The organism is Rufibacter aurantiacus, assembly GCF_017916345.1.
In the GTDB taxonomy this organism is placed as follows: domain Bacteria; phylum Bacteroidota; class Bacteroidia; order Cytophagales; family Hymenobacteraceae; genus Nibribacter; species Nibribacter roseolus.
Window position 1 is genome coordinate 1,300,236 of record NZ_JAFMSV010000002.1, and the last position, 16,689, is coordinate 1,316,924.

The window sequence follows — 16,689 nt, forward strand, 5'->3', positions numbered from 1 at the left end:
ACTCTATGCACAACAATAGGCTTTACGAGTATGGCAACTCGCTCCAGACTAAGACAAAAAGGCCACAGTGGCTCAATGCCCTATAATACAAAAAGACCTCACAGGTTTTGAAAACCTGTGAGGTCTGCTGCCTCCTTTTAGAGGTATTTCTTAAGAAACAGACGGTAAATGCGCGGAGGCTTCTTTCTCTGCCGGGGCGTAATTGTTCCCCACCACTTCGCCGTACAGGTCGAAATCCGAAGAATCGGTGATTTTAACTTGGGCGAAGTCTCCCAGGCGCACGTAGGTGCTGTCTGCGGGTACCAACACTTCATTATCAACCTCCGGAGAATCATACTGGGTACGGCCCACGAAGTAGCCGCTTTCTTTGCGGTCGAAGAGCACTTTGTAGGTGTTGCCTACTTTCTCCTCGTTCAACTCCATGGAGATGCCTTGCTGCAGTTCCATGATGGCATCGGCGCGCTCTTGTTTCACCTCATCGGGTACGTTGTCCTCTAGGGTATGTGAGTGCGTATTCTCTTCATGGCTGTAGGTGAAGATGCCCAGACGGTCGAAACGGGTTTCCTCTACCCAACGGTACATTTCCTCGAAGTCCTGCTGCGTCTCACCGGGGTGACCGGCGATGAGTGTAGTGCGTAGGGCGATGTCCGGTACGCGCTGGCGAATGGTGTCTACCAACTCCAGGGTGCGGCGCTTGGAGATACCGCGGCGCATGGTCTTGAGCATGTTGTCTGAGATGTGCTGCAACGGCATGTCCAGGTACTTGCAGATATTCTCGCGCTCTACCATCACGTCCAAGGCATCCATTGGGAACTGGCTTGGGTAGGCGTACTGCATTCTAATCCACTCAATGCCGTTCACGTCTGAGAGACGCTGTAACAGCTCGGCCAGCTTGCGCTCGCCGTAGTGCTGCAAACCGTAGTAAGTCAAATCTTGGGCAATGAGGATCAATTCTTTGGTGCCCATGTTGGCCAGGCGGGTGGCTTCTTTCACCAGGCTGTCAATAGGACGATCTACGTGCTTGCCGCGCATCAAAGGGATGGCGCAGAACGAGCAGGGACGATTACAGCCCTCGGCGATCTTGAAGTACGCGTAGTGCTTAGGCGTGGTAAGCAGACGCTCGCCAATGAGTTCGTGCTTGTAGTCGGCCTCAAGGGTTTTCAGCAACTGCGGCAACTCCAGCGTCCCGAAGTAGGCGTCTACCTGCGGAATCTCGGCCTCCAGGGAATCTTTGTAGCGCTGCGAAAGGCAACCGGTCACGTAGAGTTTATCAATGGCGCCTGCTTCTTTGGCATCGGCGTAGCGCAGAATGGTGTCTATGGATTCCTGCTTGGCATTGTCAATGAAGCCGCAGGTATTCACGATAATGATGTTGGCGTCATCTTTCTCTGAGTCGTGCACCACCTCGCGGTCATTGGCGCGCAACTGCCCCATGAGCACTTCAGAGTCTACCAGGTTCTTGGAGCAACCCAGCGTGATAACGTTGTATTTGTCTTGTTTAAGCGATCTTACTTTCACGTGCCTGTCTTAGGGAATCTTTGTTATGGGATGCAACAACCAAAACGGGTCATTTGGTTTACTTTGCGCCTATTTTATTGAAATCAGCCTCTAAATAGCCTAATCCCAATACCTGTTATATTATCTGGTTCAAGTTGAAAACTTGAACCTATCTTGATCTGAAGTTCAAACTCCAATGAGGCGGCAGCCTCAAGGTAGGTATTCCTGACTTTTCTGCTTCTATGTCTGGCAAGTTGAAAACTTGCGTCAATGGTTGCTCCAAGTTGAAAACTTGAAGCAGGAAGAATTTAAAAGCAGTAAAGATTTATCCATTCTGGGCCTGCTTTTCGCACAACAAGCCCAAAACAGATTTACTATTTCTTGGAGAACAACGAATCTACGAACTCACGCTTGTCAAACACCTGCAAGTCTTCCACACGCTCGCCTACCCCGATGTATTTCACCGGAATTTTGAACTCGTCTGAGATGCCGATGATGACGCCGCCTTTGGCTGTTCCGTCCAGTTTGGTCACGGCCAGAGCAGTTACTTCGGTGGCTTTGGTGAACTCGCGGGCCTGGATGACGGCGTTCTGGCCGGTGCTACCGTCCAATACCAGCAATACTTCCTGTGGTGCATCCTCAATCACTTTCTGCATCACGCGCTTGATCTTGGACAACTCGTTCATCAGACCCACTTTGGTGTGCAGACGGCCAGCGGTGTCAATGATCACCACATCGGCGTTCATCTCCACACCTTTCTTCACGGCGTCATACGCCACAGAGGCCGGGTCGGTGTTCATGCCGTGGTCAATCACAGGAATGCCTACGCGGTCGCCCCAGATCTTGAGTTGGTCAACAGCAGCGGCACGAAAGGTATCACCAGCGCCCAGCACTACTTTCTTACCGGCTTTGTGGAACTGGGAGGCTAGCTTACCTATGGTAGTGGTCTTGCCCACACCATTCACGCCCACCACCATAATCACGTACGGGTTTCCACCAGTGTCTGGAAGGGTGAAGTCGGCGGCTACGCCTCCTTTGTTCTCTTCCATGAGGTCCGCAATCTCTTCGCGCAGGATGCGGTCCAGGTCTGAGGTGCCCACGTATTTGTCCCGCGCTACGCGTTTCTCAATACGGTCAATGATCTTGACGGTGGTTCCAATCCCTACATCAGCATGTACCAGCACGGTCTCCAGCTCATCCAATACTTCTTCATCCACCTTAGACTTGCCTACTACGGCTTTGCTGAGCTGGTCAAAGAAACTGGTTTTGGTTTTCTCCAGACCTTTGTCCAGAGATTCTTTTTTGTCTTTGCTGAAGAAACCGAAAAGTGCCATAGCGGTCTAGGGAACTATTGGAGGTAAAAATTAGAAATTAGAATATACCAAAAAAGTCCCTGGTATGGAGGGACTTTTACAGGTATATCATCAATGCGATATCGGCAATTATTTTTTCAGGGCGTCCTGTACTTGATCTACAGGCACCATTTCTTCTCTGAAGGTATAAGCACCAGTCTTAGGAGACTTAACGGCTTTGATCACCTTCGCCCAGTCTTTACCGGTAGAAGTTTTCAGGGTTGCAACTACTTTCTTAGCCATGGTTATTTAATTTCTTTATGTACGGTAACTTTCTTCATGAACGGATTGAACTTCTTCATCTCCAAACGCTCAGGAGTGTTCTTTCTGTTTTTGGTAGTGATATACCGAGACATGCCAGGTACGCCGGAGTTTTTCTGCTCAGTGCACTCCAAAATCACCTGAACTCTATTGCCTTTAGCTTTCTTTGCCATCGCGAAGTTGATTTTTATTTAGGACTGCAAATATACGAGGCCAGTCCTGTATTTACAAATGCTTTTCTACTTTTTTACTTTGGGTATCACGCAGTTTGCGCCCCAAAGCCTGTTCTTTTTCACTCTGCTAAGTTCAGGTGACGCGCTTTAGTTCCTTTTGGGCCTGTTTTCTGCAAAATGCCCCCTAAACCCCTTCTCCGTTTGACACTTGCCACCAGTGGGCGGTGCCCTTACTTTAACTCGGGCAGCTTGAAGTTATCCAGGGGGCTGGGCTTGGCCATGGTGGCCTCAATGTCTTTCACCGTGCGGGGCGCCGCCACCGACAGGTTCTCCCAGCCATTCTCCGTGATGAGCACATCATCCTCAATCCGGACACCGATTCCCCACCACTTCTTATCGCAGGGACTTCCCTCCGGGATGTAGATACCAGGCTCCACGGTGATCACGGTGTTGGGCTTGAACGGTCCGTAGGTACCGCGGTCATGCACATCCAGGCCCAGGTAATGCGACACGCCGTGCATGGTGTAGCGGCGGGCTTCCTCGGCTTTCTTGATGATGCCCAGTTTGATCAGACCTTCGGCCAGTACCGCCTGCGCGGCCACGTTAGGAGCACTGAACATATTGCCCACTTTGCACTCCTTGAACCCGGCCTCCTGGGCGGCATACACCAGCTCATAGATCTGTTTCTGCTCTGAGGTGAATTTGCCGTTGGCCGGGATGGTGCGGGTCACATCGGCGGTGTAGCCGTGGTACTCGGCACCCAGGTCCATCAAGACCAGTTCGTTGCCCAGTTTGGGCTTCTCGTTCTCGATGTAGTGCAGAATGCAGCCGTTGCTGCCCGCGCCCACTATAGACGGATACCCCTCGTACTCAGCGCCGTATTTCTTGTAGACGAACTCATGCATACCCTGCACCTCGGCCTCAGACATATTGGGCTGCATGGCCTTCATCACCTCCAACTGCCCAATCGCTGACATGGCCACCGCCTTGCGGAGCAACCTCATCTCCTCAGGCGATTTGGTTTCCCGCATCTCCGCTAAGGCAGTCTCCATCGCTGATAAATCAAATTTTTCTTTGGGCATGTTAGCGACCAGGGCAGCCCGGGCCGGTGCGTCTTTGGCCGCGAGGTAATTTTTCAGGAACGCGTTGTTACTTAGGTTCGAGTTGGCGCCCATCTGCCGCTGCACCTCCTGCTTCACCTTATCGCCAGACTGCGCATCATATTGCCTGATGATTTGGTAGAGTTCCTGATGGGCGAAATCTTGGTCGGGCCGAAGGCCGATCTTCTGGCGGAACTGCGCTACCAGATCATACAAATCGGCTTTGTCGCCAAGGTCGTTTCTGAGGTCCGTGGGTAGGTTCAGGAACAGAATCTGGTCAAAGGCGGCGGTGTCCAGCTTGAAGTTGGCGAAGGCGGTGGCGGGCAGCGCGTGCGTTAGGCCTAAATACTGCTTCACGCCTTCCTCGCCCAAGCGCTTGCCGGTCCAGGACTCGCGCTGCGGGTTGCGGGGCTGCGCGAAGAGTACCTCCTGGGTGGCTACGCCGTTGACCATGTGCTGGTCAGAGAAGAGCAGCAGCACAGAGTTGGGCTCACGGTAGCCGGTGAGGTAATAGAAATCGGGGTCCTGGTGGAAATTGAAGTCCACATCGTTGGCCCGATTCCGCAAAGGGTTGGAAAACAAAACGGCAACGGAGTGGGCCGGCAGCTTTTGCCGCAGGGCCTCTCTCCGTTGCCGGTGAAATTCTTTATCCAGGAAATCCGCAGGTTTGTCCGGGCCGGTTGATTGCGCGGTCACCCCTATCGGCAGCGACACAAGCAATGTAAAACAAAGGTGTCGCAGAGCCTTCATGGCAGAAGCTTAGTAAACGATGTAACCGTCTTCTTTGGCTTTCTTCAAAACGGCAGAGATACCGTTTTTAGAGATAGTGCGCAGCGCAGAGGTAGAAACTTTCAAGGTTACCCATGCATCCTCTTCAGGGATGTAGAAGCGCTTCTTCTGCAAGTTCGGGTAAAACTTGCGTTTTGTTTTATTGTTAGCGTGCGAAACGCGGTTACCCACCTGCACTCTTTTACCGGTTAAATCACAAACTCGTGCCATTGTATCGTTAGTATCGTTTATTACAAAAGGGATGCAAATATCCGCAAAAAGTTATGCAATGTCAACCCTTGCGCACAACTTTTTTCTTTAATGTGTTCTTCAAAAGTGTTTTAACCCGCCTCAGCGCCATTTTTGCTTCCATCTGCCGGGGCAGAATTCCCCTTTTTGGTGAATCCGTAAGGGCAATGTTTGCAGCCGCTCTGGCAGCAGTAACCGCGCCGGAGGTGGTACTGCTGGGTAAAAACCATGAGCCCCTGCTCGTTGAAATAAAAATCGCCGGGCTCCAGCGGCGGCGGTTTGGGCTTCATGCCACAAAGATACAAGCCCCTTTTCAAGGATGAAAGCCAAACCAGCTCATTTCCGTTTACAGGCCGATTCTGAGAAAAGGGACTAGAAACTAGAAAGGCGCCGGCCGGAGAAGTTCAGGCAGGCAATTCATCAACCAACGGCCTTTTTTATTTCAGGCCAGTTTTAGGGAAAACAGCTGCTAAATGCAAGTCAAATTGACTTCTGCGGGCCTGAAGCGACAGGTTTCTTCCGCATTCAACAGTTTTCAGTACATTTATCTCTGAAAGCGGTTCCTGCGTATTTATACAAGCAAGTAACCGCACCGCCTAATTCTTTCACCTAAACTTTCTACCACATGAATACTTCCACCATTACCTCCAGCCAAGAGGCCATCGCCTTAGAAGACAAATACGGGGCCCATAATTATCATCCGCTGCCGGTGGTCCTCAGCCGCGGTGAGGGGGTATATCTCTGGGATGTGGAAGGCAAACGGTACTATGACTTTCTCTCGGCGTACAGCGCCGTGAACCAGGGCCACTGCCACCCGCGTATCATTGGCGCCCTTACCGAGCAGGCCCAGCAACTCACGCTTACTTCGCGCGCCTTTTACAATGACAAACTGGGCCCCACTGAGAAATACCTGGCAGAGTTGTTCGGGTATGACAAAGCCCTGCTCATGAACTCCGGCGCCGAGGCCGTAGAAACTGCCCTGAAACTGGCCCGCAAGTGGGGCTACAAAGAGAAAGGCATTCCGCCGCATGAGGCCGAGATCCTGGTAGTAGAACACAACTTCCACGGACGCACCACCGGTATCATCTCCTTCTCCACCGATCCCAGCAGCACCGTGGGCTTCGGGCCGTACATGCCCGGCTACAAAGTGCTGCCTTATGATAACCTGGAAGCGCTGGAGCAGGCCCTGCAGGCCGACGCCCACATCTGCGCCTTCATGATTGAACCCATCCAGGGCGAGGCCGGCGTAGTGGTGCCTTCAGACGGATACCTGAAAGGCGCCAAAGCCCTATGCGAGAAATACAACGTGCTCCTGATCATAGACGAAATCCAGACGGGCATTGGCCGCACCGGCAAGCTGCTGGCTTCTGACTATGAAGGCGTGAAAGCCGATATCCTGATCCTGGGCAAAGCCCTCTCCGGTGGAGTATTGCCGGTTTCAGCGGCGCTCGCCGATGACCGCATCATGCTCTGCATTCTACCCGGCGAGCACGGCTCTACCTTCGGAGGTAACCCGCTGGCTTGCGCCGTAGCCGTAGCCGCCCTGGACGTGATCCAGGACGAGAACCTGACCCAGAACGCCATGCGCCTGGGCGAGATCTTCCGCGCTCGGATGAACGAACTTAAAGCCCGCCACCCAGAGTTGGTAAGCCTGGTGCGTGGCCGCGGACTGCTCAACGCCGTCATCATCCAGCCTACTCCAGATGGCCGCACCGCCTGGGATGTCTGCGTGAAGCTGATGGAGAACGGCCTCCTGGCCAAACCTACCCACGGCGACATCATCCGCTTCGCGCCACCTTTGGTGATCACCGAGGAGCAATTGAACGCCTGCTGCGACATCATCGAGAAAACGCTGGCCGAGTTTTAATCGGACTTAACCCCATTCAGAAAGGCTGCCTGAACTTCGCGTTTGGGCAGCCTTTTGCTTTTGGTCTGTTTTCAGGAAAGTAACCCTTAAACATGAGTCAATTGCAAGGTTGTGGAAAACATAGCATCTGACAATCATGCGCCGTACCTTTGCGCCGCGCCGGAGAAGGTGGGCAGAAAATTTTGGTCCTGTCTACACTTTTCGCCGGACGCTTTTGTTGTATCAGCAGCAGGCCCGTTCAGGACAAGAACCCGCTTGCTTAACCCTAACCGCTGCTATGAACCATTTAACCCGCCGGCCCCGCCGGAACCGTAAATCAGATGTCATCCGTAATCTGGTACAGGAAAATCACCTCACTTTACACGATCTTATTTTCCCCATATTTGTCACCGAAGGCCAGAATGTGCAACAGGCCATTCCGTCCATGCCCGGCATCTCCCGCTTCAGCCTGGACCGCCTGGTAGACGAGGTAGGCCAGTGTGTGGAACTGGGCCTCAAAGCCTTCGCGCCGTTCCCCAACATCTCCGAGGACAAGAAAGACCGCTTTGCGCAGGAGAGCAAGAACCCTGAGGGTCTTTTCCTGAAGACCATCTCTGAGCTGAAGCGCCAGTTCCCCGGCATTGTGTTAACGACCGATGTGGCCATGGACCCCTACAGCACCGACGGCCACGACGGCATTGTGGACAACGGCGAGATCATCAACGATGCCTCTCTGGAAGTTCTAGGCCAGATGGCTTTGGCGCAGGCCCAGGCCGGCGCCGATATTGTGGCTCCGTCAGACATGATGGACGGCCGCGTGGCGCACATCCGCCAGCTCCTGGACAAGCACGCCTTCTATAACGTGTCTATCATGAGCTACACCGCCAAATATGCCAGTGGTTTCTACGGCCCGTTCCGCGATGCCCTGGAGTCTGCCCCTAAGCATGGCGACAAGAAAACCTACCAGATGAACCCCGCCAACAGCCGCGAGGCCCTCATTGAAGCCGAACTGGACACCCTGGAAGGTGCCGATTACCTCATGGTGAAGCCCGCCCTCTCCTACCTGGACGTAATCAAATCGCTCCGAGATAACTCTAACCTGCCTATTGCCGCCTATAACGTGAGCGGCGAGTACGCCATGGTGAAAGCCGCGGCCCAGAACGGCTGGCTGGACGGAGAGAAAATCATGCTGGAAACCCTTTTGAGCATGAAACGCGCTGGCGCAGACATCATCCTCACTTACTTCGCTAAGGAGTTTGCCCAGTACGTGAAGCGCTAATTCATTTATGCCCTGTTTTACCAGAAACAGCCTTAAAATAGAAAGGGAGCCTCTCAAGGCTCCCTTTCTATTTTGTAATCCTTGGTTAAAAATTACCCTTAAAACAGAAGAAGCTGCCGGAGTACTCTCGGGCAGCTTCTTCTGTTTTAAGGCGGCGGGTATCTTACCGGAGGAAGGTCAGGCGTTTGGTGTACTGCTTGCCATCAATGGTAAGCTGGTATAGATAATTGCCCGAGGCAACAATTCCGCCGCCGCCTGCCCTGCCGTCCCAGTTAACCTGGTGCGTTCCGGCCTGCTTTCTGCCGTTCACCAGGGTGGCCACCGTTCTGCCGCTCAGGTCATATACCGTCAGCTTCACGTTGGCTGCTTTCTCCAGAGAGAAAGGAATGGTAGTCGCCGATCCTGAGCGGAAAGGGTTAGGGTAGTTCTGCTTCAGCCCGAACTGCGCGGCATTGGCTATTTCTTCCGGGGAGGCAAGCGGGCCTGAGTAGCGGCGGCTGTACACCCCGTTTCCGTGGGTACCTACCAGCACCAGGTCATCGGTGGTACGGCTGAGCACCATGTCTACCGGCACCTGGCCAATTGAGCTGGCACCCTCCCTTATCCAATTGGTGTTTCTGCCGCTGAGGGTAGCTGTGGAATACAAACCTGTACTGGTACCCACCAGGTATTTGGTGGTGCCATCGGGGTTAGGCAGGATGGTGAGCCATCTGGTTGACGGACCATTTCCTTCCTCATCTCCGTTCTCTTCCAGGTTCCCCGAGATGGCCGTCCAGGAAGTTCCGCCGTTGGTGGTATAGAAAAGGCTTTCCACTTTATAGTTCGTGAACACCACAATGGCTTTGTTCGCGTCACGCGGGTCAATGGCAATACAGCCTATGTTAGCCCCCGATGGGAAGCTGGTTCCGGTAACGGTGGTACGGGTAGGGGAAGTAGCAGATGCATCATTGAACTTGTAGAGTTTCCCGGACCGGGTCCCGAAGTACACCACGTTGGCCGGCGACTTACTCACCGATACCGCAGAAATCTCCTCAGAAGAAGTCAGCTTGGTTACCACTTCCCAGCCCAGGTTAGACTGGTTTCCGGTGCTGTTGGCCGGAATCTGCGAGATATTCTTGTTCCGCCACAGGGTGTCTCCGGCCGGCAGGAACATGTGGTACTCATTGTTAGGGTCAATGGTGTACGGGTTCACAAACAGGTAACCGCCGGCTTTAGGCGGGTCAATGCGTGCGTAGCCGGTATAGTCTCCGTTGTTATTGAAAGCAAAGCGGTACACCGTGCCGTTCTGGGAAGACACCAAGATAGAATGCGTAGTGACCGCCGTAAAGGCCCCGTCTCCGCCCAGTTGTTCTACCCAGTTGGTCTGCTCTTCTATGTTGTCCACAGCCCAGCAGCCGTTGTCTTGCATACCGCCCACCACAAAATCATCGGTGGTGTTCAGGTCAAAGGCCACGGTGTAGAACTGCGTGGTCTGGTAGCCCCGGTTCAGAGACTCCCACGCCACCGAGCCCGCCAGCACATTGTTCGTTCTGGAAAGCCCGCCGTCATGCGCAGAGATCATAGTATTAGGGCTGCCCTTGTAGAAGACTACCTCGTGCTGGTCTGGGTGATGGTTGGGGTATTGCTCATAGGTGGCATTTGAGGCAATGTAACCTCCAATCTTAGTAGTGGCGGTAGTGTTGGTAAAGCCACTGGTAGAGCGGTAAAGGTTGGTACCACCCAACACCACCAGGTTAGGATCGGTGGGTTTGGATCTTACCACCATGTTGTAGCCGCCCTGCAGGTCCAGGTCCCCGGACTTGCCGCCCAGCATTGGAAGGTTTGCGCTTAGGTCGGTCCAGGTGCCGCCTGCACCACTGCCGTTTCCAGACCCATATTGGTATTTCCAAAGGTTGGCTTCGCTGCCGGCGTTCTCCGTGGTATAAACAAAGAAGTAGACGATGTTCTCGTTAGACTGCGAAATGTCCATCACAATGCGCTCATAGGTATCCGGGAATTCAGCGGGGGTGATGTCGGTCCAGGTGGTGCCGTTGGTGGAGCGGTAAATGCCTTTCTTGGTAGAGGTGCGACCGCCGTTGGCATACTGGCTCAAGGCTGCGTACATGGCGCCGTTATTCCCAATCGCGATGTCGGTGAAGAAAGGGCTGGTGTTAAAATCCTCAGTATCGGCCCCAAAACCCAGAACGTAGTCCCAGGTGGTTCCGCCGTTGACCGAGCGCCGAATAGAGCCCGCCGTGGCCGCAAATACCTCGTCCTGGGTGGCGTTGGCCGGATTGGTGGCTACGCGGTAATTATACTGGAAAACGCTGGTAAAAGAGGTGTAATCATCGGTTTGGGTGCTGGGCAGCGGGTTCCAGGTCACGCCATTGTCAATGGATTTGAAGATCCCGTTTCCGTAGTAGGAGGCGCCGGGCGCGTTGGCGGAGTTACCAATCAACTCACCCGTACCGTAATACCAGACATTGCGCTTGCCGGCTCTTTTGTCCTGCGAAATGGTGGTAACACTGTGCAGCATGTTGGGGTTGGTGACCTTTACCCAGGAATTACCACCGTTGCTGCTGCGCCACATGCCGCCAGACACGCCACCCGCCAAGATGTTGTTCTCGTTGGCCACATCAATAGCCAAGGCGCGGGTACGGCCGCCAATGTTGTAAGGACCGCGTCTGTCCCAGGTGAAAGTGGCCATGCGGGCATAAGGATTCGCCTGGAACAGAACCTGCTCTGCCGTGAGGATTCTGTTGGAATAAGCCAGCTCCAGTTCCCTGATGCCTTCGGGGATTTTGCCGGTAGCCGGATCCCTTAACCTTGACACCTCATACGCCTGCCGGGCATCTGGGTCTTCTTCGCTGCCGATGGCGCCTTTCTTATGCAGGCGCTCTGCACGTGCCACCCGTCCAGCCTCTTTCAGGCCCTGGGCCGAGAAATGCATTTCCCGACCACCCATAAAGGCTGGGGAAGCAGCAAGGTAAAGTAATGCCCCAAAGAAAAGAAGCAAAGCGCCTGACATCCAGAATTGACGCTGCGGGGATAAACGTTCCATGAAAAATTTATGTGGTTGTGGTCTGAAGTACTGTGGATTTATGATACTTAGGCGAAAAAGCGGCTATAAAAAACTCATTCTGACAAGGCATAGGAATGGATCACCAAAGGGGCTTTCTCGTTAAGAGAGTTTTTCAGTTCGGCTTTGATTTTCTTTCCGGCGGTTACACCCGGTCTGCCTTTGCCGGGCTGCACCGTCATGGGGAAGTAAGCCAGCATCTGCTGTCCCTGTCCGAGTGATTTGTTGAAGCCAGATCCGTAGCCCAGCACTTGCATAATGCGCACCTCAGCCTTGCAGGGCGCCTGGCTGCAGGGTCCGTTGCCGGCGGGCTCCACCTCAGGCAAGATTCTCACCACCTCCAGCACCGCGCGGGCACGCCCAGGCGCCACAGGCTTCTGGTCAGAAACCGGGGGCTTTTCTGTGATGGAACTAAGCTTGGACGGTGACCTGGGCATCTCTGTCTGGGCGTCTTGTTCTGTCTCTGGCAATCTTTTACATGCAAAACCCACCAACAGGAATAAAGTTGGCAAAAGAAGCAGGATTCTCATTCCGGAACAGGTTCTACGCATAAAACAAATATAATTACAAAGATCAGGTTTTAAACATCTTACTATAAATATCTAAAGACAGAACCTCCGAGGGCGCTTATTTACGTATAAGCCGCAAAAGCAGCAACCTTGCCCCCAGTAATGGGTATAGGAGAAAAATACCGTTCTATCTATTCTATAGCGTCAAATCCATGAAAACATACTTCCTGCCGCCGCCCTGCAAGTGGCTGGCACTGGCTTTTCTCTTCCTTCTATCGGCCTGCGATATGTTTGAGTACCACCCGTACGCAGGTAACCTTGAGTTCAAAAACCTTACCGCCCAGAACGTAGCCCGCATCAAAGCCCTGGAAAGCCAGTACAACCCAGAGACCCCGCTGCGCTTTGCGTTGACCGGTGACACCCAGGGCTACTTTGCCGAGACCGAGGACATGGTGAAAGACATGAACTCCCGCGACATTGCCTTTGTGATCCATGCCGGTGACTTGACCAACTACGCCTTCACCGATGAGTACGAGCGCATGCACCGCGTGCTGGCCAAACTGAAGATGCCGTACGTTACCGTGATCGGGAACCATGACTGCCTGGGCGATGGCGACAAGCTTTACAAGGAAATGTATGGCCCCCTGAACCACTCCTTCACCTTCGGGCCTAATAAATTCATTCTGCTCAACACCAACTTCCTGGAGTTTGACGCGAGCGTGCCCGACGTGAACTGGCTGGAACGGGAACTGCAGACTCCCCAGACCATTGTGAACAAATTCGTGATCTCGCACATCATCCCTGACAACAGCGAAGCCAACCCGGCCCAGGAACAGACTTATGTGAACCTCATGCGCAAATACAACGTGCGCCTTTCTTTGCACGGCCACACACACAATTACCGCGCGTCTGAGCTGTACCAGGACGGTATTCCCTACGTGACTACCGCCGCGTCTTTAAAGCGGAGCTATGTGATGGTGACAGTGATTGGAAACCAGGCAACCTACGAAAAAATTGATTTCTGATTCTGTATGAGAAACCTTTCCGCTTTTTGCCTGCTTTTCTGCCTCACGCTCTCCCTTACTGCCACCGCGCAGGACACCTCTGATAACGCCTCCCCAATTGCCTCTGACAAGGTAGACCGACCCAAAAACAAATGGTACGCTCCAGATTACGTGGTGGCGCAGCACGCCGGCCTTATAGGCATCCTAGCTATGGGCGTAGGCTACGATTTCGGGAAACATGACCGCACCAATGCTGAGCTCATGTATGGGTTCACGCCCAACTACGGGTTTAAGAACACTACCCACACCTTTACCACCCGGGTGTACTACCAGAGCCACCCCAAGCCGCTGTTCAAGGGTTTCCAGGTCAGTTGGATCAAGGCGGGCGCGGGCATCAGTATGACCATTGGCGAGCAGTTTGAGACCTTCTTCCCCAAACACTACCCCGAGGGCTATTACATCTGGCCCACCGCCACACGTATTCTTCCCTTTGTGGGCTCCTCGCTGGGTCGGGAGTTTGGGGGCAAGAAGCGGCCCCACTACGGCGAACTCTACGGCGAGATCGGCACCAGCGACGTTATGATCGTGGACAAGTACCGGAACAAAGGCATCTCCGTACCAGACATCCTCAACCTGGCCATCGGCGTGCGTCTTTCGCTCTAGTGAGGCCGTTTAAGGGCTGTTTTCTGGAAATCGGGGCAGAAACAAAGCTTAAGGGAAACAGTTCTATTCTGGTGGGCGTTGGTTTCTCCGGCACAAACCCTCATTTTTGCAGCGGCTCTCTTCAAAGCCATGCCGCGCGCGGATATTGTTATGGATTATAATTACCTGAAATCGCTGCACATCATCTTTGTGGTCACCTGGTTTGCGGGCCTGTTCTACATTGTGCGGTTATTTGTCTATTACGCCGAAACGGCCCCTAAACCGGAGCCCGAGAAAAGCATTCTGCAGACGCAGTTTGCGCTCATGCAGAAACGGCTGTGGTACGGCATCACCTGGCCCTCGGCGGTACTCACCGTGATCATGGGCCTGAGCCTCCTGCGCTACTATGACCCTATCCCCACCTGGCTGTGGATCAAACTAGGCTTCGTGGCCGGGCTGCTGGCCTATCACCTGTACTGCCATCGCATCTTCAAACAGCACCAGCGCGGCGAGATAAAGCAAACCTCCACCGCCTTGCGCATCTGGAACGAGGTGGCCACGCTTTTCCTGGTGAGCATTGTGTTTCTGGTAGTTTTGAAAAATGGCCTGGACGCTACCTGGGGCGTGCTGGGTTTCATCGGGTTATCGGTTCTGCTGATGGTAGCCATCATGGTGTACCGCAAACTCAGGAAGGCCTGAGCGTTCTTTCCTTTTGGCATTATTACGCCTACTGTCATCCTGACAGGACCTTCTAGGCAAGCTGCAACAGCCGTTTAACTCATCACCTTTTTGCTTCTGGCACCAGTACTTTGGGGGTTTCACCTCTTTCCTGGAAATCAGGTTTTAAACAAACCCGCCTTAAAAAGGAAACGGCCCCAAAGGGGCCGGCTCACTACAAACAACCAACATGACAGCGGCTTACTGGTAAGCCGCTATTACCTTTTCGTATTCATATTTAGAACCCACGGTTTTGGCCGCCTGGGAATACGCTTCTTTTATTTTCTTGTCGTCTTTGGGGAGCTGCAAGGCCATCTTGCGGAGCAACTTGGCCTTTTCGTAATCTGAGTTTATGCTTTGGCTGGCTTTGAGCAGAGGCAGGTACTGGGTTGTGCTCAGCCGCGAGTTGCCCAACAGGCTGCTGTACGCCTTGGCTTTCTCATAGTCAGACCCGATGCTGTTGATAAGCGGCAGCACCCTGTCAAAGTACCTGACCACCTGCTGCTCATGGCGCATAAGCGGTTGCAGTCCCTTGGTGCGCTCGTAGTCTGAGGAAATGTTCTGCAAAGCCCGCATAGACAACTCAAACTGCTTTTCTGAGAGCTGGGGCCGGCTGGCAAGCGCGTGCAGCACCTTCACCTTCTCGTAGTCAGAGCCAATGGTGGCAATGGCCTCGGCGGTTTTGTCAAGGGCTTTCTCAGAGAGTTTCTCCTGCTGCAAAAGATGCCTTAACACGCGAGACTTCTCGTAATCTGATCCGATGGTAGCACTGGCAGCGGCGTAAGCCTCGGCGGTCTCAGAATTCTGCAGAAAGTTCTGGGGGAGCTTAGTGAGGATGGAAGCAGCTTCGTAGTCTGAAGTTTTCCCCTGGGCCACCTGCTCCAGCAGCAAGCGCATATCGCCCGGTTTCAGGTCTTCTCTGCTGAGGAGGTACTTGTACATTTTGGTGCGGCCGGAGCCGGCTTCCATCCCTGCGGTGTAGGTCAGCAATTTTTGGGCGCCACCTTCCTGGTACAGCCGCGCGGCACGGGCCTCGGCGCCCAGACCGGTTTTGGACACCATCTCGGGCAGGTACTTCGCCAGCCAGGCCTGTCCGGCGGTGGCGAAGTCCTGAGGTTCGCCGTCAACCCAGTATTTGCCTTCCAGGGTGCCGCCGTTATTTTCCAGCACTACCTTGTGCTCCGGCCCAGATTTCTCCTGGCGCGCAAACTCAAAACGCCCGCCCTGGCTCAAGCCAGTGATGGAATGCTCATCCTCGGCTACCGTCACGTTTCCGCTGGTCACCAACTTCAGGCGCAGCCCGTTGTCATCGGTGGTGATGTAGACTGTTTCCCCTTTGTCTCCTTTGGTGCTAAACGTGCCGTTGATGACCCGCACCTCCTCACGGCTGGCCGTAGTGGTTTTCTGCCCGCCCTCTGAAGTTTGGGCATAGACCGGCGCCACCAAATTAAGACAGCCGAAGACAATAAAGGAGGAAAGCAGAAATGGACGCATGGAATGACTTTTTAGTTGATGTCTTACAAGTACTTGAACCCTTTCTCTTTTATCTAAAGACAACCCCCGTTTTGGGTGGTTGCATGCAATTGAGAAAATGTTCCTATTACTTTCTTTGACAAGCGCCATGCCAAGAGTTTATATTATTGATTTACAATCAATTGCATCGAACACTTAAAACAAAAATGTTCGCTTCCGAACAACAATCATTCAAAAGCGAACACTTCAAAAAATCGTTTTAGGCTTATTTAAGATAAAACAGGCCCGAAACGGAATTCATGATTCTTTTGGCTTGGACTATTCTTCTTCGCGCTCTAGCAGCAGCACCGATGACTGCGGCACAATGAAATATTTATCGCCCAGGTAATTGATTTCCACGGCATCGCGCTGCAGGTAAATGGCCAGATCACCTTCGCGGGCCTGCAGTGGCAGGTAGCGTACCTGCTCCTTCTCGTCCTGGTTCCATATCTCATCATCCAGGCCGTAATCGGAGGGAATGGGGTAGCCGGGCCCCACGCGCATCACGTAGCCTTCCTGCACCTTCTCTTTCTCCTGCACACCGGGCGGCAGAAACAATCCGCTTTTGGTCTGCTCCTTCGTGCTCTTGGGTTTAATGAGCAAGCGGTCTCCTACTACAATCAGCTTCTGCAGTTTATTGGCGGGTGAGTCTTTGCGCATAGCGGTAAACGTTGAAAGTAAATGGACTGCAAAGATAAAGCACCAGAGAGGTATTACGCTAC

Annotated in this window: 16 protein-coding genes; 5 read left to right on the top strand and 11 right to left on the bottom strand. The window is 53.3% G+C overall.

Annotated features, from left to right (window positions below; translation table 11 throughout):
- Window positions 1–150 precede the first annotated feature (150 nt).
- The 7 genes from rimO to J3P34_RS10460 form a co-directional block, all read right to left on the bottom strand.
- Window positions 151–1,518: a 30S ribosomal protein S12 methylthiotransferase RimO gene (rimO, locus tag J3P34_RS10430; protein ID WP_210488418.1), complete on the bottom strand. Its 1,368-nt coding sequence runs from the start codon at window positions 1,516–1,518 to the stop codon at window positions 151–153.
- A gap of 353 nt (window positions 1,519–1,871) precedes the next feature.
- Window positions 1,872–2,831 carry a signal recognition particle-docking protein FtsY gene (ftsY, locus tag J3P34_RS10435; protein ID WP_210463156.1) on the bottom strand — a complete coding sequence of 320 codons (960 nt, stop codon included), beginning with the start codon at window positions 2,829–2,831 and terminating at the stop codon, window positions 1,872–1,874.
- A 108-nt stretch (window positions 2,832–2,939) separates the two neighbouring features.
- The gene (locus tag J3P34_RS10440) at window positions 2,940–3,092 is read right to left on the bottom strand and encodes a DUF4295 domain-containing protein (protein WP_210463155.1); all 153 of its coding nucleotides are present in this window, start codon (window positions 3,090–3,092) and stop codon (window positions 2,940–2,942) included.
- A gap of 2 nt (window positions 3,093–3,094) precedes the next feature.
- On the bottom strand, window positions 3,095–3,283 hold the full coding sequence (gene rpmG, locus J3P34_RS10445; RefSeq protein ID WP_062543030.1) for a 50S ribosomal protein L33: 189 nt from the start codon (window positions 3,281–3,283) through the stop codon (window positions 3,095–3,097).
- Window positions 3,284–3,513: 230 nt separating this feature from the next.
- The gene (locus J3P34_RS10450; RefSeq protein WP_345890348.1) at window positions 3,514–5,097 is read right to left on the bottom strand and encodes an aminopeptidase P N-terminal domain-containing protein; all 1,584 of its coding nucleotides are present in this window, start codon (window positions 5,095–5,097) and stop codon (window positions 3,514–3,516) included.
- A 45-nt stretch (window positions 5,098–5,142) separates the two neighbouring features.
- Complete coding sequence (rpmB, locus tag J3P34_RS10455; RefSeq protein WP_149089630.1) at window positions 5,143–5,382, bottom strand: 50S ribosomal protein L28; 240 nt, start codon at window positions 5,380–5,382, stop codon at window positions 5,143–5,145.
- A 110-nt stretch (window positions 5,383–5,492) separates the two neighbouring features.
- On the bottom strand, window positions 5,493–5,690 hold the full coding sequence (locus J3P34_RS10460) for a C1orf53 family protein (RefSeq protein ID WP_210488422.1): 198 nt from the start codon (window positions 5,688–5,690) through the stop codon (window positions 5,493–5,495).
- Window positions 5,691–6,025: 335 nt separating this feature from the next.
- Between J3P34_RS10460 and rocD the strand changes: the two genes are divergently transcribed.
- Together rocD and hemB are read left to right on the top strand one after the other, a co-directional pair.
- Window positions 6,026–7,267 carry an ornithine--oxo-acid transaminase gene (gene rocD / locus J3P34_RS10465; RefSeq protein ID WP_210488425.1) on the top strand — a complete coding sequence of 414 codons (1,242 nt, stop codon included), beginning with the start codon at window positions 6,026–6,028 and terminating at the stop codon, window positions 7,265–7,267.
- A 277-nt stretch (window positions 7,268–7,544) separates the two neighbouring features.
- Window positions 7,545–8,525, top strand: coding sequence for a porphobilinogen synthase (gene hemB, locus J3P34_RS10470; protein WP_210488427.1), 981 nt, complete (start codon window positions 7,545–7,547; stop codon window positions 8,523–8,525).
- 163 nt (window positions 8,526–8,688) lie between these two features.
- On the opposite strand, the gene J3P34_RS10475 is transcribed toward hemB, so the two are convergent.
- Both J3P34_RS10475 and J3P34_RS10480 read right to left on the bottom strand, forming a co-directional pair.
- Window positions 8,689–11,565 (bottom strand): FlgD immunoglobulin-like domain containing protein, encoded by a 2,877-nt coding sequence (locus tag J3P34_RS10475; protein ID WP_210488429.1) that lies wholly within the window; start codon window positions 11,563–11,565, stop codon window positions 8,689–8,691.
- 74 nt (window positions 11,566–11,639) lie between these two features.
- On the bottom strand, window positions 11,640–12,053 hold the full coding sequence (locus J3P34_RS10480) for a hypothetical protein (RefSeq protein ID WP_210488431.1): 414 nt from the start codon (window positions 12,051–12,053) through the stop codon (window positions 11,640–11,642).
- A gap of 251 nt (window positions 12,054–12,304) precedes the next feature.
- Between J3P34_RS10480 and J3P34_RS10485 the strand changes: the two genes are divergently transcribed.
- The 3 genes from J3P34_RS10485 (at window position 12,305) to J3P34_RS10495 (ending at window position 14,437) form a co-directional block, all read left to right on the top strand.
- Complete coding sequence (locus J3P34_RS10485) at window positions 12,305–13,117, top strand: metallophosphoesterase family protein (RefSeq protein WP_210463149.1); 813 nt, start codon at window positions 12,305–12,307, stop codon at window positions 13,115–13,117.
- Window positions 13,118–13,123: 6 nt separating this feature from the next.
- A complete protein-coding gene (locus tag J3P34_RS10490) occupies window positions 13,124–13,759 on the top strand; it encodes a hypothetical protein (RefSeq protein ID WP_210488433.1) in 636 nt (211 codons plus the stop codon).
- A gap of 150 nt (window positions 13,760–13,909) precedes the next feature.
- Complete coding sequence (locus J3P34_RS10495; RefSeq protein ID WP_210488556.1) at window positions 13,910–14,437, top strand: CopD family protein; 528 nt, start codon at window positions 13,910–13,912, stop codon at window positions 14,435–14,437.
- A 219-nt stretch (window positions 14,438–14,656) separates the two neighbouring features.
- Here the strand turns inward: J3P34_RS10495 and J3P34_RS10500 are convergent, their stop codons facing one another.
- Both J3P34_RS10500 and J3P34_RS10505 read right to left on the bottom strand, forming a co-directional pair.
- The gene (locus J3P34_RS10500; RefSeq protein ID WP_210488435.1) at window positions 14,657–15,949 is read right to left on the bottom strand and encodes a hypothetical protein; all 1,293 of its coding nucleotides are present in this window, start codon (window positions 15,947–15,949) and stop codon (window positions 14,657–14,659) included.
- 297 nt (window positions 15,950–16,246) lie between these two features.
- A complete protein-coding gene (locus J3P34_RS10505) occupies window positions 16,247–16,627 on the bottom strand; it encodes a co-chaperone GroES (RefSeq protein WP_210488437.1) in 381 nt (126 codons plus the stop codon).
- Window positions 16,628–16,689: the final 62 nt, after the last annotated feature.

Coding starts and splice junctions, on each gene's coding strand:
- J3P34_RS10490 (WP_210488433.1), top strand. CDS start 13,124: ATGAGAAACCTTTCCGCTTTTTGCCTGCTTTTCTGCCTCACGCTCTCC.
- J3P34_RS10500 (WP_210488435.1), bottom strand. CDS start 15,949: ATGCGTCCATTTCTGCTTTCCTCCTTTATTGTCTTCGGCTGTCTTAAT.
- J3P34_RS10475 (WP_210488429.1), bottom strand. CDS start 11,565: ATGGAACGTTTATCCCCGCAGCGTCAATTCTGGATGTCAGGCGCTTTG.
- ftsY (WP_210463156.1), bottom strand. CDS start 2,831: ATGGCACTTTTCGGTTTCTTCAGCAAAGACAAAAAAGAATCTCTGGAC.
- J3P34_RS10440 (WP_210463155.1), bottom strand. CDS start 3,092: ATGGCTAAGAAAGTAGTTGCAACCCTGAAAACTTCTACCGGTAAAGAC.
- J3P34_RS10485 (WP_210463149.1), top strand. CDS start 12,305: ATGAAAACATACTTCCTGCCGCCGCCCTGCAAGTGGCTGGCACTGGCT.
- J3P34_RS10505 (WP_210488437.1), bottom strand. CDS start 16,627: ATGCGCAAAGACTCACCCGCCAATAAACTGCAGAAGCTGATTGTAGTA.
- rpmG (WP_062543030.1), bottom strand. CDS start 3,283: ATGGCAAAGAAAGCTAAAGGCAATAGAGTTCAGGTGATTTTGGAGTGC.
- rocD (WP_210488425.1), top strand. CDS start 6,026: ATGAATACTTCCACCATTACCTCCAGCCAAGAGGCCATCGCCTTAGAA.
- J3P34_RS10495 (WP_210488556.1), top strand. CDS start 13,910: ATGGATTATAATTACCTGAAATCGCTGCACATCATCTTTGTGGTCACC.
- J3P34_RS10460 (WP_210488422.1), bottom strand. CDS start 5,690: ATGAAGCCCAAACCGCCGCCGCTGGAGCCCGGCGATTTTTATTTCAAC.
- hemB (WP_210488427.1), top strand. CDS start 7,545: ATGAACCATTTAACCCGCCGGCCCCGCCGGAACCGTAAATCAGATGTC.
- rpmB (WP_149089630.1), bottom strand. CDS start 5,382: ATGGCACGAGTTTGTGATTTAACCGGTAAAAGAGTGCAGGTGGGTAAC.